The 25,965-nt window shown below is 38.9% G+C and carries 25 protein-coding genes; 13 read left to right on the plus strand and 12 right to left on the minus strand.

Features of this window, described 5'->3' with window-relative positions; all coding sequences use genetic code 11:
- The 3 genes from HYG79_RS17440 to HYG79_RS17450 are packed head-to-tail and all read right to left on the minus strand — an operon-like array spanning position 1 to position 3,712.
- Entirely contained in the window at positions 1-1,413 is a 1,413-nt protein-coding gene (locus HYG79_RS17440; RefSeq protein ID WP_179243342.1) for a bifunctional UDP-3-O-[3-hydroxymyristoyl] N-acetylglucosamine deacetylase/3-hydroxyacyl-ACP dehydratase, read from the minus strand.
- On the minus strand, positions 1,394-2,428 hold the full coding sequence (gene lpxD, locus HYG79_RS17445; RefSeq protein ID WP_179243343.1) for a UDP-3-O-(3-hydroxymyristoyl)glucosamine N-acyltransferase: 1,035 nt from the start codon (positions 2,426-2,428) through the stop codon (positions 1,394-1,396). Before lpxD ends, HYG79_RS17440 begins: the two co-directional genes overlap by 20 nt.
- Before the next feature lie 54 nt (positions 2,429-2,482).
- Entirely contained in the window at positions 2,483-3,712 is a 1,230-nt protein-coding gene (locus HYG79_RS17450) for an HD domain-containing protein (protein ID WP_179243344.1), read from the minus strand.
- Between the two features lie 168 nt (positions 3,713-3,880).
- On the opposite strand from HYG79_RS17450, the gene porX reads away from it, so the two are divergent.
- The 6 genes from porX (at position 3,881) to HYG79_RS17480 (ending at position 8,899) form a co-directional block, all read left to right on the plus strand.
- Positions 3,881-5,425, plus strand: coding sequence for a T9SS response regulator signal transducer PorX (gene porX / locus HYG79_RS17455; protein WP_179243345.1), 1,545 nt, complete (start codon positions 3,881-3,883; stop codon positions 5,423-5,425).
- Complete coding sequence (gene tsaE, locus HYG79_RS17460; RefSeq protein ID WP_228027900.1) at positions 5,415-5,858, plus strand: tRNA (adenosine(37)-N6)-threonylcarbamoyltransferase complex ATPase subunit type 1 TsaE; 444 nt, start codon at positions 5,415-5,417, stop codon at positions 5,856-5,858. The genes porX and tsaE overlap by 11 nt, the downstream gene beginning before the upstream one ends.
- Before the next feature lie 223 nt (positions 5,859-6,081).
- Positions 6,082-6,225, plus strand: coding sequence for a hypothetical protein (locus HYG79_RS17465; protein ID WP_179243346.1), 144 nt, complete (start codon positions 6,082-6,084; stop codon positions 6,223-6,225).
- 97 nt (positions 6,226-6,322) lie between these two features.
- Entirely contained in the window at positions 6,323-6,991 is a 669-nt protein-coding gene (locus tag HYG79_RS17470; protein ID WP_179243347.1) for a hypothetical protein, read from the plus strand.
- 173 nt (positions 6,992-7,164) lie between these two features.
- On the plus strand, positions 7,165-8,364 hold the full coding sequence (locus HYG79_RS17475) for an alanine dehydrogenase (protein WP_179243348.1): 1,200 nt from the start codon (positions 7,165-7,167) through the stop codon (positions 8,362-8,364).
- 154 nt (positions 8,365-8,518) lie between these two features.
- Positions 8,519-8,899, plus strand: coding sequence for a DUF4258 domain-containing protein (locus tag HYG79_RS17480; protein ID WP_179243349.1), 381 nt, complete (start codon positions 8,519-8,521; stop codon positions 8,897-8,899).
- 13 nt (positions 8,900-8,912) lie between these two features.
- Here HYG79_RS17480 and HYG79_RS17485 read toward each other — a convergent pair whose 3' ends face one another.
- Complete coding sequence (locus HYG79_RS17485; protein WP_179243350.1) at positions 8,913-10,079, minus strand: proline dehydrogenase family protein; 1,167 nt, start codon at positions 10,077-10,079, stop codon at positions 8,913-8,915.
- A 111-nt stretch (positions 10,080-10,190) separates the two neighbouring features.
- Here HYG79_RS17485 and aroB point away from each other — a divergent pair, with 111 nt between their 5' ends.
- Both aroB and HYG79_RS17495 read left to right on the plus strand, forming a co-directional pair.
- Positions 10,191-11,252 (plus strand): 3-dehydroquinate synthase, encoded by a 1,062-nt coding sequence (gene aroB, locus HYG79_RS17490; RefSeq protein WP_179243596.1) that lies wholly within the window; start codon positions 10,191-10,193, stop codon positions 11,250-11,252.
- A 109-nt stretch (positions 11,253-11,361) separates the two neighbouring features.
- The gene (locus tag HYG79_RS17495; protein WP_179243351.1) at positions 11,362-11,688 is read left to right on the plus strand and encodes a hypothetical protein; all 327 of its coding nucleotides are present in this window, start codon (positions 11,362-11,364) and stop codon (positions 11,686-11,688) included.
- A 4-nt stretch (positions 11,689-11,692) separates the two neighbouring features.
- On the opposite strand, the gene HYG79_RS17500 is transcribed toward HYG79_RS17495, so the two are convergent.
- From HYG79_RS17500 to HYG79_RS17510, 3 genes are all read right to left on the minus strand, one after another.
- Positions 11,693-12,208, minus strand: a complete 516-nt coding sequence (locus tag HYG79_RS17500; protein ID WP_179243352.1) for a DinB family protein — start codon at positions 12,206-12,208, stop codon at positions 11,693-11,695.
- A 68-nt stretch (positions 12,209-12,276) separates the two neighbouring features.
- On the minus strand, positions 12,277-12,756 hold the full coding sequence (locus HYG79_RS17505) for an Lrp/AsnC family transcriptional regulator (protein WP_179243353.1): 480 nt from the start codon (positions 12,754-12,756) through the stop codon (positions 12,277-12,279).
- Positions 12,757-12,861: 105 nt separating this feature from the next.
- Entirely contained in the window at positions 12,862-13,980 is a 1,119-nt protein-coding gene (locus HYG79_RS17510) for a M14 family metallopeptidase (protein ID WP_179243354.1), read from the minus strand.
- 268 nt (positions 13,981-14,248) lie between these two features.
- Here HYG79_RS17510 and HYG79_RS17515 point away from each other — a divergent pair, with 268 nt between their 5' ends.
- Genes HYG79_RS17515 through HYG79_RS17525 form a run of 3 tightly spaced genes read left to right on the plus strand, consistent with a single transcriptional unit; the run spans position 14,249 to position 15,853 of the window.
- On the plus strand, positions 14,249-14,605 hold the full coding sequence (locus tag HYG79_RS17515) for a helix-turn-helix transcriptional regulator (RefSeq protein WP_179243355.1): 357 nt from the start codon (positions 14,249-14,251) through the stop codon (positions 14,603-14,605).
- Positions 14,606-14,663: 58 nt separating this feature from the next.
- Complete coding sequence (locus tag HYG79_RS17520; protein ID WP_179243356.1) at positions 14,664-15,041, plus strand: DNA topoisomerase IV; 378 nt, start codon at positions 14,664-14,666, stop codon at positions 15,039-15,041.
- Between the two features lie 2 nt (positions 15,042-15,043).
- Positions 15,044-15,853: a TerC family protein gene (locus HYG79_RS17525; RefSeq protein ID WP_179243357.1), complete on the plus strand. Its 810-nt coding sequence runs from the start codon at positions 15,044-15,046 to the stop codon at positions 15,851-15,853.
- A 286-nt stretch (positions 15,854-16,139) separates the two neighbouring features.
- On the opposite strand, the gene HYG79_RS17530 is transcribed toward HYG79_RS17525, so the two are convergent.
- The 5 genes from HYG79_RS17530 to HYG79_RS17550 all read right to left on the minus strand — a co-directional run bounded on the left by HYG79_RS17530 (position 16,140) and on the right by HYG79_RS17550 (position 23,552).
- Positions 16,140-17,096: a sterol desaturase family protein gene (locus HYG79_RS17530; protein ID WP_179243358.1), complete on the minus strand. Its 957-nt coding sequence runs from the start codon at positions 17,094-17,096 to the stop codon at positions 16,140-16,142.
- A 142-nt stretch (positions 17,097-17,238) separates the two neighbouring features.
- Positions 17,239-19,911, minus strand: coding sequence for a DNA gyrase/topoisomerase IV subunit A (locus tag HYG79_RS17535; RefSeq protein WP_179243359.1), 2,673 nt, complete (start codon positions 19,909-19,911; stop codon positions 17,239-17,241).
- A 25-nt stretch (positions 19,912-19,936) separates the two neighbouring features.
- Complete coding sequence (locus HYG79_RS17540; RefSeq protein WP_179243360.1) at positions 19,937-21,799, minus strand: DNA topoisomerase IV subunit B; 1,863 nt, start codon at positions 21,797-21,799, stop codon at positions 19,937-19,939.
- 136 nt (positions 21,800-21,935) lie between these two features.
- Positions 21,936-23,030, minus strand: coding sequence for a redox-regulated ATPase YchF (gene ychF, locus HYG79_RS17545; protein ID WP_179243361.1), 1,095 nt, complete (start codon positions 23,028-23,030; stop codon positions 21,936-21,938).
- Positions 23,031-23,198: 168 nt separating this feature from the next.
- Positions 23,199-23,552, minus strand: a complete 354-nt coding sequence (locus HYG79_RS17550; protein WP_179243362.1) for a 4Fe-4S dicluster domain-containing protein — start codon at positions 23,550-23,552, stop codon at positions 23,199-23,201.
- A 134-nt stretch (positions 23,553-23,686) separates the two neighbouring features.
- Here HYG79_RS17550 and HYG79_RS17555 point away from each other — a divergent pair, with 134 nt between their 5' ends.
- Together HYG79_RS17555 and serC are read left to right on the plus strand one after the other, a co-directional pair.
- Positions 23,687-24,748, plus strand: coding sequence for an acyl-CoA reductase (locus HYG79_RS17555; RefSeq protein WP_179243363.1), 1,062 nt, complete (start codon positions 23,687-23,689; stop codon positions 24,746-24,748).
- A gap of 90 nt (positions 24,749-24,838) precedes the next feature.
- The gene (serC, locus tag HYG79_RS17560; RefSeq protein WP_179243364.1) at positions 24,839-25,903 is read left to right on the plus strand and encodes a 3-phosphoserine/phosphohydroxythreonine transaminase; all 1,065 of its coding nucleotides are present in this window, start codon (positions 24,839-24,841) and stop codon (positions 25,901-25,903) included.
- The last annotated feature ends 62 nt before the right edge of the window (positions 25,904-25,965 follow it).

Below are 25,965 nucleotides of genomic sequence, written 5' to 3' on the forward strand. Positions count from 1 at the left end.
CTACTTTTCTTCTTTTGTTTTAACGATCTGTGCCATTAGCTCCGCTTCGGAAACCAATTTATCATTGGCGTATGCATATGCCTGCATATGGCAAATACCCCTACGAATAGGAGATATCAAATCACATTTGAATATTAATGTATCACCCGGGACTACTTGCCTTTTAAATTTTACATTATCTATTTTCATAAAAAATGTCAAGTAATTTTCTGGATCAGGTACGGTGCTCAAAACCAATATGCCGCCTGTTTGCGCCATGGCCTCGACCTGTAAAACACCGGGCATGACTGGAGCTCCCGGAAAATGCCCTACGAAAAAAGGTTCGTTCATCGTCACGTTTTTTACGCCTACTACGTGGGAATCCGACAATTCCAATATTTTGTCCACCAATAAAAACGGAGGTCTGTGGGGTAACATATTCATGATTTGGGTAACATCCATCAAAGGTGTTTGGTTCAAATCATATTTTGGAACATTGTTGCGTTTTTCGGTCTTGATGATCTTAGCCAGTTTTTTAGCAAATTGCGTATTTACGTAATGACCGGGCTTATTGGCGATTACCTTTCCGCGAATTCGGGTTTTGGCCAAAGCCAAATCACCGATAACATCCAAGAGTTTGTGCCGTGCCGCTTCATTAGGTTGATGCAAAGTCAGATTGTCCAGAATTCCGTTGGGCTTTATCGATAATTTTTTCTTGTTGAATGCCTTTTCCAGCTTTTTCATGGTAGATTCGGAAATCTCTTTATCTACGTATACTATGGCATTATTAAGGTCTCCACCCTTAATCAAACCATGTTCCAAAAGCATTTCCAGCTCATGTAGAAAACTGAATGTTCTAGCGTCCGCTACCTCGGTCTTGAAATCGGATAGGTGTTCTAATGTGGCATTTTGGGTGCCCAGAACCTTTGTACCAAAATCAACCATAGTGGTCACCTGGTATTCATCGGCAGGGATTACGGTAATTTCGCTACCAGTAGCTTCATCTTTATAGGAAAGCACCTCTTTCACAACATATTCCTCACGGGCAGCACTTTGTTCAACGACTCCCGCTTTTTCCAAGGCTTCCACAAAAAATTTTGAGGAGCCATCCATGATAGGAGGTTCTGAGGAATCAAGTTCAATGAGAACGTTGTCTATTTCCATACCCACCAAAGCCGCTAAAACATGTTCGGAAGTTTGGATTTTGACCCCGTGCTTTTCCAAATTGGTACCACGCTGCGTGTTCACCACATAATTGGCATCGGCCTCAATAATAGGTTCACCTTCCAAATCAACACGTTTAAAAGCATAGCCGTGATTTTCTGGCGCGGGTACAAATTTCATGGTAACATTCTCGCCCGTGTGCAATCCAACGCCGGACAATGTCACCTCTTTCTCAATGGTTCGTTGTTTTTTAGTTACTTGCTCCACCATCAATTCTTTTTTCCAATTCGTTAATTCTATTTATAATTTTCGGTAAGTTTTTAAAATGAACGTATGATTTGTTGTAATCACCGTAATTGAGTGCCGGGGAACCTTGTATAACTTCGTCATCCTTAACGTTTCTTCCAATACCGGACTGTGCTTGAATCTTTACCCTGTCCCCTATTACGATATGCCCAACGATGCCTACTTGCCCACCGATTAGGCAATGCTTCCCTATTTTGGTCGAACCGGCCACCCCCGTTTGCGCCGCTATGGCAGTGTGTTCGCCTATTTCAACATTATGGGCTATCTGAATTTGGTTATCCAACTTTACGCCCCTTCTCAGGATGGTAGACCCTAATGTCGCCCTATCAATCGTTGTTCCCGCACCAACATCAACGTTGTCTTCGATGATTACATTACCGGTTTGCGGTACTTTATCATATTCCCCTTTTTCATTCGGGGTAAATCCGAAACCGTCGGCCCCAATGATGGCACCACTGTGAATGACGCAATTTTTTCCGATAACCGATTCAGAATATATTTTTGAGCCTGCAAAGACAACAACATTATCGGCAATGGTCACATTATCGCCAACATATACATTAGGATATATCTTTACATTATCGCCAATGACTACGTTATTGCCCAAATAAGAGAAAGCTCCTAAATAAAATCCATCCCCATACACGGCACTATCAGATGTGAAAACAGGATTTTCGATACCAACCTTGTTATTCTTTACCTGATTGTAGTACTCCAACAGTTTGGAGAAAGATTTGTATGCATCATCTACTTTTATAAGTGTTGTATCCAAGGCCTGTTCCGGAACAAAATCCTTGTTGACAATAGTAACCGAAGCTTTAGTGGAATAAATATAGGAAGTGTATTTAGGATTGGCCAAAAAGGTAAGGGAGCCTTTTTCACCTTCTTCTATCTTTGATAATTTATGCACAGCTATTTCAGGATTCCCATCTACTTCTCCCTCTAAAATACCTGCAATTTGACTAGCTGTGAATTCCAATTTTAAAATTTTTTCAAAAGTAAGAAAAATAGTTAAACCTGAATCTTGATCAAGTCAAACAGATTCCTTGGGGTAGCATACGTAATATTTTGTAACCGTTTTAGAAAGTGCCGTTAAATTCAAATGATCAGAAGCCTTCGCTACATCTATAATTTTACCGTTTTCACGTAAAATATGTATAACCTGTTTTTCATTATTATACGCCCTATTGAAAATGGTACCGCTAAATACAAAATATGAGCTTTCTTCTTTGGATAGGTTATATTTTTTCTGAACAGCAATCTTTTTATCTTCCAACTTTTGGGTATCAAAAGGCTTCCTTTTTAATTTAACATGTAGGAGCGTTCTATTCAATATCATTTGGCATAGCTTTGATAACACCAGGTCGGTATGATGCTGCCAAAGTTTAATGGCCGAAAGCACATCAATATCGTCCAAGCTTGCAAATTTTTCCAAAACAGATAGGTCAAAATCTTGCTGTGGGATTTTGGTTTTCATAAAAAATAGGAGTGATTCGCTGCATTGAATGTTCTGCCCGTTTTTAATGAGGTCTTTGGCGCGCTTTAAAATCCTGATAAGCAATTGCTCGGCTACCAGACCGGTTTTATGCAAGTATACCTGCCAGTACATGAAGCGCCGGGCCATCAGAAATTTCTCAACGGAATAGATACCCTTTTCCTCAACAACCAGCTGATCATCAACAACATTCAACATTGTGATCAACCGTTCTGAATTAATATTACCTTCGGCCACACCTGTGTAAAAGCTATCCCGTTTTAGATAATCCAACCGATCCATGTCCAATTGACTTGAAACCAATTGGTTCAAGAATTTTTTGGGATAGTGTCCCGTGAAAATATCCTTGGCTATCGTTAAACTTCCGTTAAACTTATCGTTCAACGCCTCAATGAAAAGCAAGGATATGGCCTCGTGATTTACGTTTTCGACAATACTATGTTCCATGGCGTGCGAAAAAGGGCCATGACCAATATCATGCAGCAATATGGCCGCCAGGGCACCTGTTTCCTCCTCATCTGTAATTGTAATGCCTTTATGTTTAAGCACTTGAAGCGATTGCCCCATTAAGTGCATACTGCCCAGTGCATGGTGAAAACGGGTATGATGGGCTCCTGGATACACTAAATACGAAAGTCCCATTTGCGAAATCCTACGCAAACGCTGAAAAAACGAATCTGCAATCAGGTCAAATATGAGTGGACTAGGAATACCAATAAATCCGTAAATTGGATCATTGAATATCTTTAGTTTGTTTGATTTTATCAAAATCGCTTCGATTTATGTCATATAATTTTCAAAGTTATACAAAATGAGCTTAGAAGTTATGGCTTACGCCACGCACACTTATCGGACAGGTACGATATTGGGCAATTTTTCACATCGATAAAAAAGGATTTCATCAAAAAACAACTATTTGGTAATGAACGCAACTACATGAAAAAAATAACGATACTTTGGGTAGACGACGAAATTGACCTGCTCAAACCACATATCATTTTTTTGGAAAAAAAGGGATACCAAGTAATCACCTGTAAAAGCGGACAAGAAGCCTTGGACGAAATTCCCGAAACGCAATTTGATATTGTTTTCCTAGACGAAAACATGCCAGGCATTTCGGGGCTCGAAACCCTGAGCGAAATCAAGGTGTTGGATGCTACCCTGCCAGTGGTGATGATTACCAAAAGTGAAGAGGAATATATTATGGAGGAAGCCATTGGTTCCAAAATAGCCGATTACCTTATAAAACCCGTAAATCCCAATCAAATTCTATTGTCACTAAAAAAGAACTTGGATAATTCACGATTGGTATCCGAAAAAACCACGGCCAACTATCAACAGGAGTTTCGTAAGATAGCTATGGACTTATCTATAGTAAATTCGTATCAGGAATGGGCTGAACTGTATAAAAAACTGATTTATTGGGAACTGCGTTTGGAAGAGATAGAAGACTCAGGGATGTTTGAAATTTTGGAGTCTCAAAAGACCGAGGCCAACAACCATTTTGGGAAATTCGTTGATAAAAACTATGTGGATTGGTTTACGAACGGTGACGGCCCGGTAATGTCCCACACGCTTTTTCGGGAATTGGTTCAACCCGAACTAAAGGATTCCAAAACCTTACTCGTGGTCATAGATAATCTGCGCTATGACCAATGGTTTGCCTTTGAGGATACCCTGAATTCATTTTACAAAAAACGAAAGGAACAAACCTATTTCAGCATTTTGCCCACGGCTACGCAATATGCCCGTAATGCCATATTTTCTGGACTCACCCCATTGGATATGGAAAAAAAGCACCCCGATTGGTGGAAGAACGACACCGATGAGGGCGGAAAAAACTTGCACGAGGCCGATTTTTTGGGCGCACAATTAAAGCGATTGGGACTCAATATAAAATGGGACTATCACAAAATAAGCAGCCTTCGCCAAGGCAAACATTTATCACAGAATTTTAAATCGCATAAGGATAGCGACCTTACGGTAATCGTTTACAATTTTGTTGACATGCTGTCACATGCCAAGACCGAAATGGATGTGATCAAAGAATTAGCGTCCGATGATAAGGCCTACCGCTCGTTAACACAAAGTTGGTTCAAAAACTCCCCTTTGCTCGAAATCATTCAACAAGCACAAAACATGGGACACAAGTTGATCATCACCACAGATCATGGCACTATCAACGTTAAACAGCCTTCTAAAGTTATCGGCGATAAAGAAACAAGTTTAAACCTAAGGTATAAAACAGGGCGTAGCTTGACCTACAACGAAAAAGAAGTTTTGGCCGCAAAGGACCCGAACCAGATATTCCTGCCCAATATCAATTTGAGCAGTTCGTTTATTTTTGCAAAAAACGATCTGTTCTTTGCCTATCCCAACAATTACAATCATTATGTGAGCTATTATAGAAATACCTACCAGCATGGCGGGGTTTCGTTGGAAGAAATGATTATCCCCTTTATAGTGTTGGATGCACGATAATTTAAAGTCACATCAATTGCAAATAATTTATACCGAAAAAGAACTGCCCATACTGGCCAAAGAAATAATCGCCCAAACAACCTCAAAGATTATTTGCCTATACGGCGAAATGGGAGCGGGCAAAACGACTCTTGTAAAACACCTCTTAAAAGAACTTGGGGGCGGTGATATGGGCAACAGCCCAACATTTGGTATTGTAAATGAATATTATGCCATTGATGGCGAAGTATTGGCCTACCATTTTGATTTTTATAGATTGAATCACGAAACGGAAGCCTTGGATATAGGTTTTGAAGATTATATAAGCTCAAATGCTTGGATATTTATTGAATGGCCCGAAAAAATTTCCTCGTTCTTGCCCAAAGAAGCTACTGAGCTACGTATTGGGATTTTGGATGAGACCCGTAGAAAAATAACACTGCTCAACAAATAAATACTGCTCTTTTTGTATAAACGGCTATGGCGTTTTCAGATTTTTGTATCGTTAGTTGCCCGTTTTTATTGTATTTTTTTCGATGAACTGTATTTTTTTCGATAAAAAGATGGTTTTTTAGGATAAAATGTACTATTTTAACGATTAAGGGTTTGTGTAGGGTAATTTATTTCCTACATTTGCCTTGGTAATTGTTTTATTTCTAACTAAAAACTTTATGAAAATGACAACCAAGAAAATTGTTTTTGCCGTTTTGGCCAGTGTTTCCCTATTAGCAGCTTCTTGTACTTCAAACACATCTGCAGATGACGAATTGTATGAGCAGGGTATTGATAAAAATAAATTTAAGCACACTAAGAAAATTTAAACCATTGTAAGAAATTGAGAGAAAGGGGCAGTTTTATCTGCCCTTTTCTATACTATTTAATTAATTTAATCGTTAGGGAATTATATTTTCCTACCTCATGTTAGAAAAGAGCAACAAAAGAAAAATAAAAAAAAAGATAATAATAGAATCTAGTATAGTCTTTTTTATTGCTATTACACCATTTCTTTACAAATTATACGATTATCTTCCGGAAAACCCTCAAGCTACTATTTCATTTCTAGGCATAACCATTGGTAATAATGGTTTTCCTGATATATCAACTTTTGTATGGTTTTTAATGGGAAAAATAGTGCCATTGTATTTGCTTGTTTTTTGGTTTTTCACCTCTAAAAATTGGTGGTATCATATTTTATTGATTCCGATTGCTATGTATGCCTTTCAAATATTTGAAGTATTGTTTTCTAACGATGACGACATTGATACGGAAAATATATTTTGGCTACTACCCGTATGTATGGTGGTAATACCTTTTGTATACTTTATCCGTATTAAATTATACGACAAATATGTCAACGGTATAGATTTGGAAGCCATGGAAGCGGAACTAAACGATTTAAAACAAAAAGAGCGATCTAGGGACATAAAAAAGCCAAAAAAATCCGATTTTGAGCAGGATGATTTTGATAACTCCAATACTTCCCCTCAAGAATCCCTTTCGGATAAGCTAGACCGAGAATTTTCTACGGACAATATCAAAAAACAGTTTACCAAATTTCAGAATACCTTAAAAAGTTGGTTGTTCTGATGATTTTCAACCCTTTTTTCCCTTCCCGAGCACTTTGTAATTGATGTTTTTGACCAATTATCACAATCGGTTGTACGCTACCCAATAGTGTTCAATACAGTATTCATATAATTAGTTAAAAAGTTGTAGTTTTACTTATAAAGCATTCAACAGCCTTTACCAGTAGATTGTATATGGATCAACCTTCATCACCTTTTAGTAAACAACAATTGCTTCCGCAAGAGGAAACTTTAGAGGTTTTACGTCAAAAAGGAGAATTATATATTGGCCTGCCCAAAGAGAACCAATATCAGGAAAAACGTATTTGCTTGACACCGGACGCCGTAAACGCCATTGTCTCCAATGGCCATAGGGTACTCATAGAATCCGGTGCTGGCGAGGGTTCCCATTTTACCGATTTGGACTACACCAATGCAGGTGCGGAAATCACGAAAGATACCCAAAAAGTATTTTCCTGTCCCCTGGTTCTTAAAGTTGAACCACCCTCTTTGAAGGAAATTGAAATGTTGAATCCACAGGCTACTATCATCTCAGCGCTGCAAATCAAAACAAAATCGAAAAAATTCTTTGAAGAACTAGCGAAAAAAAGAATAACGGCCGTTGCCTTTGAGTATATACAAGATGATGACGGCAAGTATCCTGCGGTGCGTTCCCTTAGTGAAATTGCAGGTATTTCGTCGGTTTTGGTAGCTTCGGAACTTATGGCCGCCACGAATAAGGGTAACGGACTCATGTTCGGGAACATCAGTGGGGTGCCCCCTGTTGAAGTTGTGATAATAGGTGCGGGTACCGTAGGGGAATTTGCTGCTCGTTCCGCTATTGGCCTTGGTGCCAACGTAAAGGTATTTGACAATTCGATCACCAAACTTCGAAACATACAGACCAACCTAAAACAAACGGTTTACACCTCTACCATACAGCCAAAAAATTTGATAAAGGCCTTAAAGCGTTGTGATGTTGCCATCGGGGCCACACGCGGAAAGGACAGATCGCCCGTAGTCGTCTCACGCACTATGGTGGAACATATGAAAAAAGGAGCGGTGATTATTGACGTGAGCATAGATACAGGTGGTTGTTTCGAAACGAGCGAGGTGACCACGCACGATAAGCCAACTTTTGAGAAATACGGTGTAATTCACTACGGGGTGCCCAATATACCTTCTCGTTACCCCAAAACGTCTTCAGTATCCATAAGCAATATATTTACACCATATTTATTGAAAATAGGAGAAGATGGCGGATTGGAAAATTCGCTTCGATTTGATAAAGGCTTGCGTAACGGTCTGTATCTATACCACGGTATTCTTACCAATAAGTCCGTTGGGGAATGGTTTGACCTACAGTACAGCGATATTAATTTCTTGATTTTTTAATCAGGGAATCCTGATTTTGTGACACTTGTATTATCGCAGAGCTTTACGGTTTTTATCTCTGAACATAAATGGATTTATTTCTAAAGTTGACCACGCTATATAGGATTCGGTTTGTGGCTTTTTAAACCTTAACTTTGTTTGCTAAAATTTGATAATGGCATTTTTAAAGCGTTTGGGGTTTTATTTATTCGGGCTATCCATTGGGATAGTTTTCTTGACCATGTTCCTAAAAAAAAAATCGGACGAAACCGGGGTGTCATTTTGTTATTTACCTAATTGTAGGACTTTAAAGGATATTCGCTCCAAGCCCATGTCCTATTCGCCCGAAGTTTCCCGAAAGTTGGTGGACAAAACCCTTGACACCTTGGATATTGCCACAATACTTACCGATGGTGATATAGACTTTGGTAATAGCGATACAAAATCGGTTCCCTGTAAAACCTATAAAATCGAGGGAATCATCAATAAAAAAGAAACCATCATCACTGTAAGGAACTGTCCTGACAAAGCGCTTGTACAAGGTATTGTTTTTTAAAACCGGCGCGCTTCTATATTTTTCTTCTTTTGCGCTCCGCTTTTAACAAAGAAAGCTCCCTACTGGTCTGTCCCGCAACCGAGGTGTTTTCTTCCGCTCTTCTGATGAGATAGGGCATTACATCACGCACGGGCCCGAAGGGTAGATATTTGGCCACATTATAACCCTTATCCGCCAAGTTGAATGATATGTGGTCGCTCATTCCGTATAACTGTCCGAACCAAACACGTTCATCATCATTATCTATCTCTTTTTCCTGCATTAACTGCATCAACTTATAGCTACTTTCCTCATTATGCGTCCCAGCAAAAATTGAAATCGTATCGAGATTATCCAAGATATAGGCTACAATATCATCAAAATTATCATCCGTGGCTTTTTTGGATTCGCAAATGGGCGTGGGGTAACCTTTATCAAGAGCTCTGTCGTTTTCTTTCTCCATATATGCGCCTCGAACCACTTTTACACCTATCTTAAAGCCGTCTTCCAGTGCTTTTTTTTGAAGATTTTTCAGATAATCTGCCCTATCCCAACGGTACATTTGCAAAGTATTGAACACTATGGCCTTTTTCGTATTATATTTTCGCATCATATCCTCTACCAATGCATCGGCAGCATCTTGCATCCAGCTTTCTTCGGCATCTATCAACAAGGCCACATCCAAATCATAGGCTTTTTTACATACCTTGTCAAAACGTGCCACTACCCTATTCCACTCCTGGGCTTCCTTTTCGGTAAGCTGTAGTCCGGAACTCAATTTTTCGAAAAGGGCAAACCTGCCGAACCCGGTAGGTTTAAAAACCGCAAAAGGTATGGCATCCTTCTCCTTTACAAAATCCAAGACCTTTAGTATCATCTCCAAAGCATTGTCCAACGGGTCTTCTTCATCTTTTCCTTCTACCGAGTAATCTAAAACCGAGCAAACACCCTTCTCCCACATTTTGTCCACAACGGGCAAACAATCTTCCTCGTTCACACCGCCACAAAAATGGTCGAAAACCGTGGCCCTTATCAGACCCTCGACCGGCAAATGGGCCTTTATGGCAAAATTGGTCATTGCCGTACCTATTCTTACCAGAGGCTCGTTGGCTATCATTTTGAACAAAAAATAGGCACGCTCCAGTTCTGCATCGGTTTTTAATGCAAAGGCGGTTGCGGTATCTTCAAAAATTCTATTCATTTTTGTTTTTTTCACATGTCATCAAAGATAATCCAGAGATTATATTCCATTAACAAAAAATACCCATTATTTTTGTTTCAAATCGACAAAAAAATTGATTCCCATATTGCCATGCAATCCATACTTACTTCATCATACGCAGTACATTTTAACCACGAGGCCTATAAAACTTTGAATAAGCACCTATCTAGGTCTAATTATTCAAAAATCTTCGTTTTGGTCGATGAGAATACCCATGAACATTGTTTGCCCATATTTATGGCTCAAATAGATGGGGAATACGATTTTGAAATTATTGAAATCGAAGCGGGCGAAATAAACAAAAATATTCACACCTGTACCCAGGTTTGGGAAGTATTGTCCGAACTTAATGCGGATAGAAAAAGTGTACTGGTAAACCTCGGAGGCGGGGTAATAACCGATTTGGGAGGTTTTGTGGCATCTACCTTTAAGAGGGGAATAGATTTTATAAACGTACCCACTACCCTCTTGTCTATGGTAGACGCATCAATAGGTGGAAAAACCGGAGTGGACCTAGGAGCCTTAAAAAACCAAATCGGGGTCATAAACCAGCCCGAAATGGTCTTGGTAATCACCGATTTTTTAAAAACACTTCATGAACGGCAATTACAAAGTGGATATGCCGAAATGTTAAAACATGGCCTTATACAAGACATAAAATATTGGAATAGACTAAATACTATCCGTAATTTCGACAAACTAGATCAAGAGATTTATGATTCCATAGTCATTAAAAACAAAGTGGTGCTGGAAGACCCTACGGAACAAAACTTGCGTAAAATCTTGAATTATGGCCATACTTTGGGCCATGCCATAGAATCTTATTTTTTGGATAGTGAAGACGACGAACTCTTGCTACATGGGGAAGCAATTGCCATTGGTATGGTTTTGGAAACATATCTATCACATAAACTCATGGGATTGTCGCTAAATGATATGCATGCCATCAAAACCGCTTTTGTAAAAAGATACGGTAAGAAAGACATATCAAAAAATGATATTGATAATATACTGCCACTATTGAAGTTTGATAAAAAAAACTCGCACGGCGAAGTAAATTTTGTACTGTTGAAGACTATTGGCATGCCCGTTATAGATGTTACCGTACCTTCGGATTTACTAAAAGAAGCTTTTGCATACTACGCTGAATAACATGTACATATACTAAAAATTGTATTTGACAACTCTTTGGCCATGCGAATCAAAAAATAGTATAAGTTTAAAGGGAGTTAAGTTAATAACCCAAATAAACCAACCTATTATGATACGTAAACTTGTAGATTATAAAAAGTTAAGTCATGAAGTTGCTGCCCTTTTAATCGAATCCTACCCGTATGGTTATGGTGATGAAGACCTAATCACTTTCAAAAACACAAACGGGGAATTGGTAGAAGCCGTAGAGGTACGAACAGACGATACGATATACCTTGTCAAAATAAGCAAAAGTCTCTCTGATTTTATTTCCAATTTTGAAGATACGATAGAAAAAGAATTGGAATCAAAGCCAAAGCCTATACTGGAAGAGGTAAGCACCGATGATATAGAAAACGAGTTAGAGCAAGAGTTTGACGAGGATGATGATTTTTAAAACGCTATAAATACCTTTCCCTGATCACATCCCTATGGTGTTTTTGGTGCCCGCAGATGATAAAGCCCAAAGCGGCCACACTCATTTCCGAATCACTTGCCATTCCTATTCTCTTTAAATCTTCATCCAAAAAAGAGGCGAATAATGCAATGGTAGATTGCCTCACGGCAATATATTCCCTAATAACGTCATTTTTCTCCCTATGGGCAGAGTTTGAATTTGGCACATAAAGGTCTTGATCAAAGCCCGGTAAAGGGGTATCGTCTTGTCTTGCAAAACGCAAAGCCCTGTATTGGAAAATTCGTTCCGCATCAATAATATGCAACAAAACTTCCACTATGGTCCATTTTCCTGCGTGATAGGCATATTTCCATTTTTGATTGGGTATACTTTCAATAAATTTTGGAAAATTGTCTACTTGCTTTTGTAAAAGGGCTAAAAGCTCAACATCGGCCAACTTGTTGATGTACGGTTGGTAGTAACTATTGTAGGTATTGGGATGCAGCTCGGATACATTCATGGCCTAAAATTAAAAATTCCCGACCGTAATTGCTACGTATCGGGAAGTAATTTTCTAAAAAGATATTTTTATAGCTCGTTGAAAATGGTATGCATTAATCGTTTTTTATCATTAATGCTTTCTTCCAAAGAGATCATTGTCTCGGTTCTACTGATACCGTCAATATCATCAATTTTAAAAATAATATTTTTAGCATGGTTTGTATCCTTGGCTCTGATTTTACAGAAAATATTAAATTTCCCCGTAGTTATATGTGCTACCGTTACATTGGGTATCTGATTTAAACGCTCCAATACAAACTTGGTCTGGTGCGTTTTTTCAAGGAAAATACCAACATAGGCTATAAATGAATATCCTAGCTTAACGTAATCCAAAGTCAAGGACGAGCCCCTTATGATACCGGCCTCCTCCATTTTTTTTACGCGAACATGAACCGTTCCGGCAGAAATCAAAAGTTTTTTTGCAATATCCGTAAAAGGTGTTCTGGTGTTATCAATCAACATGTCCAGAATTTGGTGGTCAACTTCATCAAGTTTTACTTTACTCATACACTAAAATTTTTGACAAAAATAAAAAAATGTAGAATTAAATTCAATAAAACTTACTTTTTTTTAAAAAAAACGTAAAGATTAAGGGATAATGAAGTAGATAATTCAAATTTTATTCAAAATCTTGCTTAAAGCCATGTCGCTTTTCACTTCCTTTAAATCTTTTTCTTTTGAGCAGTCATAGACCACATGACCAAAATAATCAGTCAAGTCACCAACGTTTTCAACCATAGGTTCAAAATGAATTGAATTTTCTTTCAAAATTTCAGTGAACAATATACCTATACTATCTTTTTTACTGTAATTACTGTTTAAATGATTGGCATTTTTAACAAGAATGTCAAAGTACTTTTTGTTGTTTTCAGGGATGTCAAAGTAGGATGCTACTAAAAAATCAGTTTCAAAACCATCTTTTATCGATTTTATAGCTGCCCATAAGGCCCTAAAAATAAATTCCCTAGTTTTTTTTCGGTCATAATCCCTGGGAAAATGACCCGCTTCAAAGAGAATTGTTGGTATTGCTGTCATTTGAAAAGCATCCCCAACACAATTGGGGTTAAACGAATCATCATATCTGCCCACTTTACCCGGAATTATTTTTTGTAGAGTTTGATTTATGGCTACGATTAGTTTCATACTGGTTTCCCTAGCTGCGGAAAGCCCCCTGGTTTCATCAAAAGCTGGGGATAAAAAGGAAACCGTTGCGGGTTCTTGTGTTTCACCAACATTGAATATGGTACGTTGATCGTGCAGGTTGAAACAGAAATCTGGTCCAAAATCATCAAAAACGGCTCGTAAAACCTTGCTTTCGGGCTGACTCAAATCTTGGGCATCCCTATTTAAATCTATTCCATTGGCATTTGCCCTACTGTAAGCAAAAGCACCATCGGGATTTAAAATGGGGATTATTTTTATGGTAAAATCGTTTTTGATTTTTGAAAAGCTATCAAAATCATTATCCAAATAATGCAAAACATCCAAAACTGCCTTTGTGGTTGTAGACTCATTCCCATGCATCTGCGACCACATCAATATTTTTTTTGGTCCCGAACCCAAAGTGATGCATTTTATAACTCTTTTTTGAACTGATGTGCCAATACTATCTAGTTGAAAATTAGCGCTCCATTTTTCAAGCACGGCATCAATATGTTCGCAGGTCACATAGCGACCATTTATTGATGAAAGTTTTGCCCTATTGTAATTTATATCCAGTGCTGCTATCATCTCTTTATTCATTTGAATTACAAATGTAATCCTATTGATATTTACAAATGTAACTTGTTTTTCAAAATAAAAATGTTCTTTCCGTTTTGGGATATTACAATTGTAACCAAAAAATAGTACTGAACATAATATAATATTTAAAATACTTAAAATCAGAAATATGAATATTTTTAAATAAAGTAATACATTAAAAATAATACATTATTTTGAATTTTCAACCATTCATTAAATAACGATTATGTGTATTTTTGAACTATAATTATTTACAATGGTAAACAGTCAGGATTTTATAAAACGTTTGGAAAAAATACTCCACTACTACGACCTAACGGCTTCGACTTTTGCCGATAAGGCCGGTGTGCAACGTTCCAGTATTTCCCATTTACTTACCGGTAGAAACAAGCCTAGTTTGGAGTTTGTGATGAAAGTCGTAAAATCATTTCCAGAAGTTAACTTATACTGGTTGTTGAACGGTAAAGGGAACTTCCCTGCCATTGCATCTGAAACGTCTACCCTTGCGAAAAAAGCAGAATCCATCAACACAACAACGCCCAAATCCTCAAAATCCATTGAAAAGATTATTGTCTTTTACACCGATGGCAGTTTCAAAGCTTATGAAAATTAGCGTATTATTTGTCTAGGACATGCATGTGAATTACCTCTAAAATTCATTATTTTGTACCATGCAAAAAAGACATCTTTTCGTTTTATCGATATTCTCAATATTTTTCTCGTGCTACCAGCCCGAACGCAACTGTAAGGACTTTAAAAATGGTACTTTCACCTACACCGCAACAATAGATGGAGAAGAAAAAACAACCACATTTGTGCGTAATGGCACCGTTGAAATTGATTTTTTTGAAAGTAAAAGCGATACTTCATCCGTAAGATGGCTGAATGATTGCGAGTATATTGTAAAAAAAATGAATCCAAAAAACAAAGCCGAGGAGAAATCAATCCACATGAAAATAATGTCGACCACCAAAAATTCGTACACATTTGAGTACGGCGTCGTCGGCAGCAGCAAAAAAACCATTGGGACAGCCATTAAAACCAAATAACCATGTTCGATATTTTTACAAGTCCGGATGCCTGGATAGCCTTATTGACCCTTACTTTTCTTGAAATCGTACTTGGTATAGACAATATCATATTCATTTCAATCGCCGCAGGCAAGCTTGAAAAGAATCAACGCAAAAAAGCGACCAATATAGGTTTGGCACTGGCCATGATCATGCGTATAGTACTGCTTTTTGGTATCTCATTGCTCACAGCGATGAAGAAACCTTTTTGGATCATAGATTCGGATTGGGTCACAGGCGGTATCAGCGGGCAGGCACTTATACTTTTTGCGGGAGGTTTGTTTCTCCTTTATAAAAGTACCAAAGAAATACATGAAAAAGTTGAAGATAGGGGCCACGATGAAAGAGAGGTCAAAAATGCAAGGGGCAATACATTGACAAAGGCCATAGTTCAAATTACGGTCATCAACATAGTTTTTTCTTTTGACTCGATACTAACAGCCATTGGCATGACAAACGGAATATCACCCAACCCGAATGATGCGTTGGTATTAATGATCGTAGCCGTAGTGATATCTGTAATTATTATGATGCTCTTCGCCAATCCAGTGGGAGAATTCGTAGGTAAGCATCCTTCAATTCAAATTTTAGGGCTTTCGTTTTTGATACTTATAGGATTTATGTTGATTGCCGAGGCCGCACACATTGGGCATTTAATTGTATTTGGTAACGAAGTGGGTACCATCCCTAAAGGATACTTGTATTTTGCCATTGCTTTCTCATTAATGGTAGAGTTTTTGGATTTACGAATGAAGAAAAACAAAAAACCATCTGAAAGGTTAAGTGAGTAGGCGTATAAAAAATTATGACATACATACCCGTTATATTTTTAATGGCATACTATCTATTTCGTATACGGTCAAGGAGACATTTACAGAATACGATTCAACTCATTATACATAGAAAGCATAATATCAAATGGTTTTTGAGGGACGATAGAGAGGTAACGTAAACCGTGCCTCGGTTCTCACAACAGTGGCTTTGGGAAAGTATTTAGACCGCTATGGTGCAATTTATGTTCGAAGTTCAATCAGGGAAGCCTTGAAAATCAACGAGGAACATGCACTTTAAGCGAAATCAATTAGGTCTACTAAAAGCCATTTTGGGGTTCTCGTTTTTTTGTTTTTTGAACAAGCGTTGTTGTTGTTTTACGGTCATGGTACTACCGTCATGGCTCCATCCCGGAGGGCCAAAAATATACATGAGCTTGTCCCCTAATTTTGGAGATTTTTTAACATCGTTCCAAATATCCTTGAACTCATGGGTGAGTATGACTATCGGGTTGTGCGAATTTGGCGCGTGAATTACGCCGTATTTAACATCAATGTCATCATCAAGCTCTTTCCATGTACCGAACATTTTATCGAAGATGTTCAAGAAACCACCATGGTTTTTATCCAAATACTCCACATTTTGGGCATGATGTACCTGGTGCATCGTATGCGTATTGAATATTTTTTCCAACCAACCTAATTTCGGAATATAAACCGAATGTAACTGAAACTGCCACAAAGCCTCTATACCCAAACAAACCACTACCATCTCCGGAGGAAAGCCAATGGCGGGCATCCACATATAAAATAAAGGTTTATATAAAATAGTGAACCAACCGTTACGAACTGCAGTTCCTAAATTAAAGTTATCCGAAGAATGGTGCACTATGTGTGCGGCCCAAAGTATACGTATTTCATGATTAGCCCTATGAAACCAGTAGTAGGTAAAATCGTCTGCCAATTGGCAAAGTAACCATACGAACCAGGCATAACCAAAAGATTCATAGCCCATGATATTGGTTCGTACCCCATTAACCTCGGGATTAAAAAGCTCATATACACCTTCAAAAATAACAATAGCTGAAATCACCTTTATTAATGGGGCAATTATTGCGGAGCCTATACCCATGGCACCACTGGCCATTAAATCTTTCCATTCGTATAAATGGTCGTCACCGTGGGTTTTGCTATACGTAAGTTCTAATAAGATAAATGCAATAAAACAGGGAACGCCGTATACCAAAGGGTTGGTAAAATCCATAATTAAATTAAGTTTGATTCAAATATAGCTATATTCATCACCAATGCATAAGTTGTTGAAACATTAAGCGAAATCTACATGCAATAATACATTTTAGCTAAACAAATGCTTAATATTTCATGCAACTATACAATAAAATGCTTTAAAATAGTTTGGTCTGGCCCTCATCACCTTTATCATCCTCTTCGTTGATCTTATCATTTGGCTTGGATTCAACATTGGACGAAACACGCTCCTCGTCAACAACCTCAATATCGTTGGGTTGTTGTTCTTTGGGCTCCTCATATGGAAGCGGATCAAGTTGATTTATGTTCTTGACCTTGTCCGATGTCAATTGATTACCTAAAGCTTTTATTCCTTTAATGGATATAAATGATTCTAAATCAATATTTTGATTTGGTTTAGCATCTTTTCCACGGGGTTTGTTGAATTCAATTTCGACAACAGGTCTCCAATCGGTCGAAACCAACTCTAAATATGATTTGGGATGTTCGGAAATAAAAATTTCCTCTTTCCCTTCGTTTTCTATCGAAAATCGTTTTACGTAATATCGTTCCTTTTCACCTTCCCAGTATATGGCCGATATAGGCTTTTTGGAGTTCCATTTTTCTAGCACGACCATATCATCGTCAAAATGCATGGTCAACTCTGGAAGAACGGCTTTGGCGACTCCCTTTTGGGAAACGATCAATAAGCGGTCTTCGCTGGTAAATTCTCCCAAAAGCTCCCCACGCTCGTCAACGTTCAAACGTTGAATGGTATCGTCAAACCATATTTTACGGGGTTTTAGAGTAGAAAGCCCTTTTTCTTTCAGCTCAATACGCTTTACGGAGTATTTGGTCACTATATTTCCTTTTGATGCTCTTCCCTTTATCAAAACATCGGCAAAATCAATATCCCATTTCAATTTTTTAATGCTCCCCACCTGTCGCAGGTTAACGGTCACTACTTCAGCCTCTCCGTTCGGGTTTGCGGAAAAATACAATACGTCGGTCTGTGGTTTGCCCGTACCAAGGTCATACGGTTTATCCCTAGTGATACTGGTAACATTAAACCTTTTAATATAAGTAGCCCCGCCTTTGCCGTCTTTATAGATCATATTGTAAATGGTGCGCTTGTCCTTTTTCTTAAACACGGCTACATGTATGATATTTTTACCAACAAATGTTTTGGAATCTACTTTTGTCACCATCATTTTACCATCCTTGGTAAAAACGATAATATCATCGATATCACTACAATCGGTAACGTATTCGTCACGTTTTAAGGATGTCCCCACAAAACCTTCTTCCCGATTTACATAGAGCTTTGTATTGCGGATAACGACTTTAGTGGCCTCAATGTCATCAAAAATCTTTATTTCCGATTTTCGGCCGCGCTCCTTGCCATAAGTATCCTTAAGCTTTTTAAAGTAATTGATGGCAAAATCGACCAGATTGGCCAAATGGTACTTTACCTCGGCTATCCGTTGTTCGAGGTTGTCCAAGTTTTCCTGGGCCTTGCCTAAATCAAATTTGGATATACGTTTGATACGTATCTCTGTCAATCTTATGATGTCATCCTTGGTAACCGCTCTTTTCAAATTTTTGGTGTGCGGTGCCAGACCTTTATCAATGGCCTTAATGACACCTTCCCAGGTTTCTTCTTCCTCAATATCCCTGTAGATGCGATTTTCAATAAATATACGCTCCAACGATGCAAAATGCCATTGCTCTTCGAGCTCACGTAATTGAATCTCCAGTTCTTGTTTAAGCAAATCAACCGTGGCATCCGTTGAACGTTGCAACATTTCGGTCACGCCTATGAACAAAGGCTTGTTGTCCTCAATAATACAACCCAAAGGAGAAATGGAAGATTCACACGCTGTGAACGCATATAAGGCATCAATGGTTTTATCGGGTGAAATACCGGATGGCAGATGTACCAATATTTCAACATCAGCTGCGGTATTATCCTCTATTTTTTTAATTTTTATCTTGCCCTTGTCGTTTGCCTTAAGGATTGAATCTATTAAAGAAGAAGTATTGGTCCCGTACGGTATTTCATTAATTACCAGTGTGTTCTTGTCCTGCTGCGCTATTTTGGCTCGCACACGTATTTTTCCGCCACGCATGCCATCGTTATAGTTGGTCACATCAATGATTCCCGACGTCGGAAAATCTGGAAAAAGCTTGAAGCGTTTGCCTTGTAAATGTTTTATCGAAGCATCAATAAGCTCATTGAAATTATGGGGAAGAATCTTGGTAGAAAGTCCAACGGCAATCCCCTCTGCACCTTGCGCCAAAAGCAATGGGAACTTTACCGGAAGGTTTACGGGCTCTTTTTTTCTGCCGTCGTAGGATTGTTGCCATTCCGTTATCTTAGGGCTAAAGACCACCTCTAGCGCAAATTTGGACAAACGCGCCTCAATATATCTTGATGCGGCGGCGCGGTCCCCGGTCAAAATATTGCCCCAGTTACCTTGGGTATCTATAAGCAGGTCTTTTTGACCTATTTGCACCATAGCGTCCGCGATACTTGCATCCCCGTGCGGATGATATTGCATGGTATGGCCAACCACATTGGCTACTTTATTGTAGCGGCCGTCATCCAATTCTTTTAAAGAATGCATTATCCTGCGCTGCACAGGCTTAAAACCATCTTCAATGGCGGGCACTGCACGTTCAAGGATTACGTATGAAGCATAATCCAAGAACCAGTCTTTGTACATTCCGGTCACCTTGGTCAATGCATCATCCTGTGTATTTTCCGATGCTTGACCATCAATATTGGGATTATCATTGTGTGCTTCGTTCAACTCCTCGTTCTCTTCCATAAAAGCAACTTGCTACTAATTTGGTTTATAGTTGGTTTTCTTCGATTAAATCAACTTCTACTTTAAGATTATTGATTATAAATTCTTGTCTGTCCGGCGTATTTTTTCCCATATAGAACTGCAATAAATTTTCGATGGACATCGCTTTGTCCAACATAACGGGTTCCAAACGAATATCATCGCCGATAAAGTGCTTGAATTCGTCTGGGGAAATTTCTCCCAAACCTTTAAATCTGGTAATTTCTGGCTTTCCGCTCAGCTTGTTGATAGCCTGTTGACGCTCTTCGTCGCTGTAACAATAAATAGTTTCCTTCTTATTTCTTACCCTGAACAATGGGGTCTGGAGTATGTACAGATGGTTTTCTTTTATCAATTCGGGAAAAAACTGAAGAAAAAAGGTTATCAAAAGTAACCGAATGTGCATTCCATCAACATCGGCATCCGTGGCGATAACAATATTGTTGTACCGCAAATCCTCCATAGACTCCTCAATATTCAACGCTGCCTGCAACAAATTGAATTCTTCGTTCTCATAAACGATTTTTTTGGACATGCCGTAAGAGTTCAATGGTTTTCCCCGTAGACTGAAGACCGCCTGTGTATTAACGTCCCTTGATTTTGTGATCGAGCCAGAGGCGGAATCCCCTTCTGTTATGAATAGCGTGCTATCCAAGCGGTTATCCTTTTTCATATCGCCCAAATGTACACGGCAGTCCCTTAGTTTTTTGTTATGAAGACTTGCTTTTTTTGCACGGTCACGGGCCAGTTTTCGAATACCGGAGAGTTCTTTACGCTCCTTCTCCGCCATTATGATCTTACGTTGCAGACTGTCTGCGGTTTCTTGGTTTTTATGCAAGAAGTTGTCTAGATATCTACCGATAAAATCGTTGATATAGGTACGCACCGTTGGGAAATCACCACCCATATCCGTAGAGCCCAGTTTTGTTTTGGTCTGGCTTTCAAAAACAGGTTCCATCACTTTTATGGCGATTGCTGAAATAATCGATTTTCGGATATCCGAAGCATCATAGGGCTTGCCATAAAAATCACGAATAGTCTTTACGATGGCTTCCCTAAAAGCAGATTGATGTGTACCGCCTTGTGTAGTGTGCTGCCCGTTCACAAAAGAATGATATTCCTCACTATACTGTGTTTTACTATGGGTGATGGCCACTTCGATATCATCGCCCTTTAGGTGTATCACGGGGTACAAAAAATCTTCTTGGTTGTTATTGTCCTCCAATAAATCTTTGAGTCCGTTTTCGGAATGGAATTTCTCCCCATTGAAATCAATCGTGAGTCCAGGATTCAAATACACGTAGTTTTTGAGCATACGCTCTATATACTCGTTTCTGTACTTGTATTTTTTAAATATGGCCTCATCGGGAATAAAAGAGACTTTGGTGCCTTTGCGTTTGGAGCTTTCGGCAGGACCTTGTTCTGAAACTAAGTTTCCCTCATTGAACTCTGCAGATTTGGTTTGGTTGTCCCGAGAGGATTCTACCTTAAAAAAGGATGAAAGCGCATTTACCGCTTTGGTACCCACCCCGTTTAAACCTACCGACTTTTTAAAAGCTTTGGAGTCATATTTTCCACCAGTGTTCATTTTGGAAACTACATCCACCACTTTTCCCAGGGGGATGCCACGACCGTAATCACGAACACTTACAAGGCTATCTTTAATACGTATCTCTATGGTCTTTCCCGAACCCATAACAAATTCGTCGATACAGTTATCGATAACTTCTTTCAAAAGAATATATATGCCATCATCGGCAGAAGAGCCGTCACCCAACTTGCCAATATACATTCCCGGACGTAGTCGAATGTGCTCTTTCCAGTCCAGTGAGCGAATATTATCCTCTGTGTAATTAGATGTTGTTGCCAATACGTAGGTTTTTGAAAGTCTCGCTAATATAGGAAGTACGACAAAAAGATAAAACTACGTGCGCTGAAAGTAATTAACAATAATTATAACGGTATTGTTGATAGTTGAGTTGCACAACCACCTCAAAAAGGAGCTTCTATACATTAAATCGAAAATGCATTACATCGCCGTCCTTTACGATATACTCTTTACCTTCTACCCGCATTTTGCCGGCTTCCTTTACTTTGGCTTCGCTACCGTAGGCTACATAATCATCATAAGCGATAACCTCGGCACGAATAAACCCTTTTTCAAAATCGGTATGAATGACTCCGGCAGCTTGGGGTGCGGTCGCCCCAACAGGGATGGTCCATGCGCGGACTTCTTTTGGCCCTGCCGTGAAATAGGTTTCCAAGTTCAACAAGGTATAGGCACCACGTATTAGCTTTGCGGAGCCAGGTTCTTTCAACCCAAGGTCTTCGAGAAACATTTGGCGTTCTTCGTAAGTCTCCAATTCGGTAATATCCGCTTCGGTACCTACGGCCAAAAATATGACTTCCGCATTCTCACCGGCAACAGCTGATTTAACTTTTTCTACGTATTCATTGCCGGAACCCGCACCATCTTCATCAACGTTGCACACATACATTACTGGTTTATCGGTTATAAATTGTAAGGGCTTCACATATTCGATTCTGTTATCTTTTTCTATTTCAATGGCGCGTACCGATATCCCGGATTCCAGTCCCTGCTTTAATTTTAATAAGACCGCTTCTTCTTTTTGAGCTTCCTTGTTTCCTGTTTTTGCCGCACGTTTTACTTTATCCAGTTTCTTTTCCACGGTTTCCAAATCTTTCAGCTGCAGTTCCATATCAATGGTCTCCTTATCACGTATAGGGTCGACAGAACCATCAACGTGAACAATATTATCATTGTCAAAACAGCGCAGTACATGAAGAATAGCGTCTGTTTCTCGTATGTTCCCCAAGAACTGATTGCCCAACCCTTCGCCTTTGCTGGCTCCTTTTACCAACCCGGCAATGTCCACTATTTCTACGGTTGCCGGCAAAACACGCTCGGGATTTACCAACGTTTCCAGTTTTTGTAATCTAGCATCTGGCACGTTTACCACACCAATATTGGGTTCTATGGTACAAAACGGAAAGTTGGCACTTTGCGCCTTTGCATTGGACAAGCAATTGAAAAGAGTTGATTTACCCACGTTTGGCAATCCTACGATACCTGCTTTCATATTTTAAATTTTATAGGCTTGAGACTTTTGATGAAATCGGCTGCAAATATAGCTTTTACCTTTTTATTACTATGAAAAAAACCCGAACTAGTGGTCGGGTCTGTAAACGATAAGGAAAATCAAAGATTTTGGGTACTACGATACTTTAAAAAATGTGGTACATGAAATTTAACCTTCGGGGTGCATAAAGGCCTGTTTTTCCAAAAGTTCTTCTTCGGTCTCCACAATATCCTCGTCAGGTACACAACAATCTACCGGACACACCGCTGCACATTGTGGTTCTTCATGAAAACCCATACATTCCGTACACTTATCGGGAGAGATGTAATAAATCTCATCGCTTATCGGCTCTTGTACCTCGTCTGCATTTACGGCCTTTCCACTTGGCAAGACGACCTCTCCATTAAGAGACGTACCATCGCTATATCGCCATTCATCCGCACCTTCATAAATTGCCGTATTGGGGCATTCAGGTTCGCATGCACCGCAATTTATACATTCATCTGTTATAATTATAGCCATAATTTTTCTTTTTTACCAAACCCTTTCAACAGGCATACAACTCATGCGAAGAGAATAGCATCAATAACAATTTTTAATAGAGTATTACTACTTTTGCATAAAGTTAGTGCCTAACACAATTTTCTGCAAATATAATGAGTGACTTAAAGTCAAGAGTAAAAGCTTTTGTTAAACTTGGTGATTTCCTCGGTAAATTTTGTGAATATGCCGATGGGGTAAATCCAAAGCAAGACGCCTTATCAACCTTTTTTATGGAATTGGATGAGGTAATCACGCTTTCAGGACATAAGAACGGTTGGTTTACCAAAGAAAACATCTTACACAGCCTCAAAAGTTGGAGCATTGTGCTTACCGATAACAATATGACTGATTGGCTGGATAATTATACTATTGAAGTCAATAAGGAAAAAACCATAGCAATCATTATGGCCGGTAACATTCCTATGGTAGGTTTTCACGATATATTGTCCGTTTTGGTTACAGGAAACAAGGCCCTGGTGAAACTGTCTTCCAATGATACTGTTTTGCTTCCCTTCATGTTGAAGTATTTAACTAAAATGGACACCTATTTTAAAGACAAGCTTATGTTTACGGATGAAAAATTGACAGAGTATGATGCGGTCATAGCCACGGGCAGCGACAACACGGCAAGGTATTTTGAATATTATTTTGGGAAAAAGCCTAATATCATCCGAAAAAACAGGAATTCGGTCGCAGTATTGACGGGCGAAGAAACCATGGAACAGCTTGAGGCCTTGGGCGAGGATATATTTAGATATTATGGTTTGGGCTGTAGAAGTGTTTCCAAGCTTTTTGTTCCAAAAGGTTATGATTTTGAACTGTTCTTTACGTCAATTTACAAATACAATACCATAATAAATCAACCCAAATACGCCAACAATTACGATTACAACAAGGCGGTGTATTTAATGAGTGAATTTAAACTCTTGGACAATGGTTTTTTAATGTTGAAAGAAGACGAGAGCTACTCCTCACCTATTGCGAGTCTGTTTTACGAAGAATATACGTCCTTGGACATATTGAAAAATAAGCTCAAGCATGATGCGGAAAAATTGCAATGTATAGTATCAAAGGGTGTTTCTGAAAATGAAATCGATTTTGGGAAAACACAGTCCCCCGCTCTATCGGATTATGCCGATGGTGTGGATACTGTTGAATTCTTGTTGAAAATATAACGGAATTAGATGTTTGCGCCCCCCTTTTTTTGATTCATTTTTAAGACCTTTACCAACTATTTGAGAAAATTATTGAACAATCTATTACATATGAAAAAACACAACTTTAGTGCAGGACCTTGCATATTGCCCCAAGAAGTAATGCAAAAGGCATCCGAAGCCATATTGGATTTTAACGGTCTAGGATTGTCACTTATTGAAATTTCTCACCGAAGCAAGGACTTCGTAGAAGTAATGGATACTGTCAGGTCATTGGCCTTAGAACTTTTGGGTTTGGAAGGTAAGGGTTACGAAGCCTTATTTTTACACGGTGGCGCCAGCTTGGAATTTTTAATGGTGGCCTACAATCTACTGGAGAACAAAGCAGGCTACTTGAACACGGGAACTTGGAGCGATAAGGCCATAAAGGAAGCCAAGTTATTTGGAGAGGTAGTAGAGGTAGGTTCCTCAAAGGACAAGAATTTTAATTACATACCCAAAGGATATGTTGTTCCGAAAGATCTGGACTATCTGCATTTAACTTCCAACAATACTATTTTCGGAACGCAAATAAAAGAGTTTCCAAAAACGGATTGCCCTTTGGTCTGCGATATGAGTTCCGATATTTTTTCACGCCAACTAGATTTTTCCCAATTTGATTTAATATATGCTGGCGCACAGAAAAACATGGGCCCGGCAGGCACTACTTTAGTCGTGGTCAAGGAAGACATCCTGGGGAGGGTCTCGCGACAAATCCCATCAATGATGGATTATAAAGTGCATATCGCCAAAGATAGCATGTTCAATACACCCACCGTATTTTCGGTTTATGTTTCTATGCTTACTTTGCAATGGTTAAAAGATTTGGGGGGCATAGCGGCAATCGAAGAAATAAACGAGAAAAAAGCGAACCTTTTATATTCGGAAATCGAATTGAACCCACTATTCACTGGTTTTGCCAAAAAAGAAGACCGCTCCTTAATGAATGCTACTTTTAATTTGGCCGACGAGTCATTGACAGAGGTATTTGACACCATGTGGAAAGAGGCAGGCATCAACGGACTCAACGGTCATCGTTCAGTTGGGGGGTACAGAGCATCTATGTACAATGCCCTTTCTTTGGAAAGTGTAGGTATATTGGTAGATGTCATGAGTGATCTTGAACGAAAAGGATAGTCTTTTCACCCTAATATCTCAAAAAAATGTATACTATTCATTCAACATTTAAATTCTAAATT

Source organism: Costertonia aggregata, from assembly GCF_013402795.1.
Lineage (GTDB): Bacteria > Bacteroidota > Bacteroidia > Flavobacteriales > Flavobacteriaceae > Costertonia > Costertonia aggregata.

What these genes read in the sequence shown, in the direction of transcription:
- HYG79_RS17440 (WP_179243342.1), bottom strand. Translation starts at nt 1,413, where the DNA reads ATGGTGGAGCAAGTAACTAAAAAACAACGAACCATTGAGAAAGAGGTG.
- porX (WP_179243345.1), top strand. Translation starts at nt 3,881, where the DNA reads ATGAAAAAAATAACGATACTTTGGGTAGACGACGAAATTGACCTGCTC.
- tsaE (WP_228027900.1), top strand. Translation starts at nt 5,415, where the DNA reads ATGCACGATAATTTAAAGTCACATCAATTGCAAATAATTTATACCGAA.
- HYG79_RS17465 (WP_179243346.1), top strand. Translation starts at nt 6,082, where the DNA reads ATGACAACCAAGAAAATTGTTTTTGCCGTTTTGGCCAGTGTTTCCCTA.
- HYG79_RS17470 (WP_179243347.1), top strand. Translation starts at nt 6,323, where the DNA reads ATGTTAGAAAAGAGCAACAAAAGAAAAATAAAAAAAAAGATAATAATA.
- HYG79_RS17475 (WP_179243348.1), top strand. Translation starts at nt 7,165, where the DNA reads ATGGATCAACCTTCATCACCTTTTAGTAAACAACAATTGCTTCCGCAA.
- HYG79_RS17480 (WP_179243349.1), top strand. Translation starts at nt 8,519, where the DNA reads ATGGCATTTTTAAAGCGTTTGGGGTTTTATTTATTCGGGCTATCCATT.
- HYG79_RS17485 (WP_179243350.1), bottom strand. Translation starts at nt 10,079, where the DNA reads ATGAATAGAATTTTTGAAGATACCGCAACCGCCTTTGCATTAAAAACC.
- aroB (WP_179243596.1), top strand. Translation starts at nt 10,191, where the DNA reads ATGCAATCCATACTTACTTCATCATACGCAGTACATTTTAACCACGAG.
- HYG79_RS17495 (WP_179243351.1), top strand. Translation starts at nt 11,362, where the DNA reads ATGATACGTAAACTTGTAGATTATAAAAAGTTAAGTCATGAAGTTGCT.
- HYG79_RS17500 (WP_179243352.1), bottom strand. Translation starts at nt 12,208, where the DNA reads ATGAATGTATCCGAGCTGCATCCCAATACCTACAATAGTTACTACCAA.
- HYG79_RS17505 (WP_179243353.1), bottom strand. Translation starts at nt 12,756, where the DNA reads ATGAGTAAAGTAAAACTTGATGAAGTTGACCACCAAATTCTGGACATG.
- HYG79_RS17510 (WP_179243354.1), bottom strand. Translation starts at nt 13,980, where the DNA reads ATGATAGCAGCACTGGATATAAATTACAATAGGGCAAAACTTTCATCA.
- HYG79_RS17515 (WP_179243355.1), top strand. Translation starts at nt 14,249, where the DNA reads ATGGTAAACAGTCAGGATTTTATAAAACGTTTGGAAAAAATACTCCAC.
- HYG79_RS17520 (WP_179243356.1), top strand. Translation starts at nt 14,664, where the DNA reads ATGCAAAAAAGACATCTTTTCGTTTTATCGATATTCTCAATATTTTTC.
- HYG79_RS17525 (WP_179243357.1), top strand. Translation starts at nt 15,044, where the DNA reads ATGTTCGATATTTTTACAAGTCCGGATGCCTGGATAGCCTTATTGACC.
- HYG79_RS17530 (WP_179243358.1), bottom strand. Translation starts at nt 17,096, where the DNA reads ATGGATTTTACCAACCCTTTGGTATACGGCGTTCCCTGTTTTATTGCA.
- HYG79_RS17535 (WP_179243359.1), bottom strand. Translation starts at nt 19,911, where the DNA reads ATGGAAGAGAACGAGGAGTTGAACGAAGCACACAATGATAATCCCAAT.
- ychF (WP_179243361.1), bottom strand. Translation starts at nt 23,030, where the DNA reads ATGAAAGCAGGTATCGTAGGATTGCCAAACGTGGGTAAATCAACTCTT.
- HYG79_RS17550 (WP_179243362.1), bottom strand. Translation starts at nt 23,552, where the DNA reads ATGGCTATAATTATAACAGATGAATGTATAAATTGCGGTGCATGCGAA.
- HYG79_RS17555 (WP_179243363.1), top strand. Translation starts at nt 23,687, where the DNA reads ATGAGTGACTTAAAGTCAAGAGTAAAAGCTTTTGTTAAACTTGGTGAT.
- serC (WP_179243364.1), top strand. Translation starts at nt 24,839, where the DNA reads ATGAAAAAACACAACTTTAGTGCAGGACCTTGCATATTGCCCCAAGAA.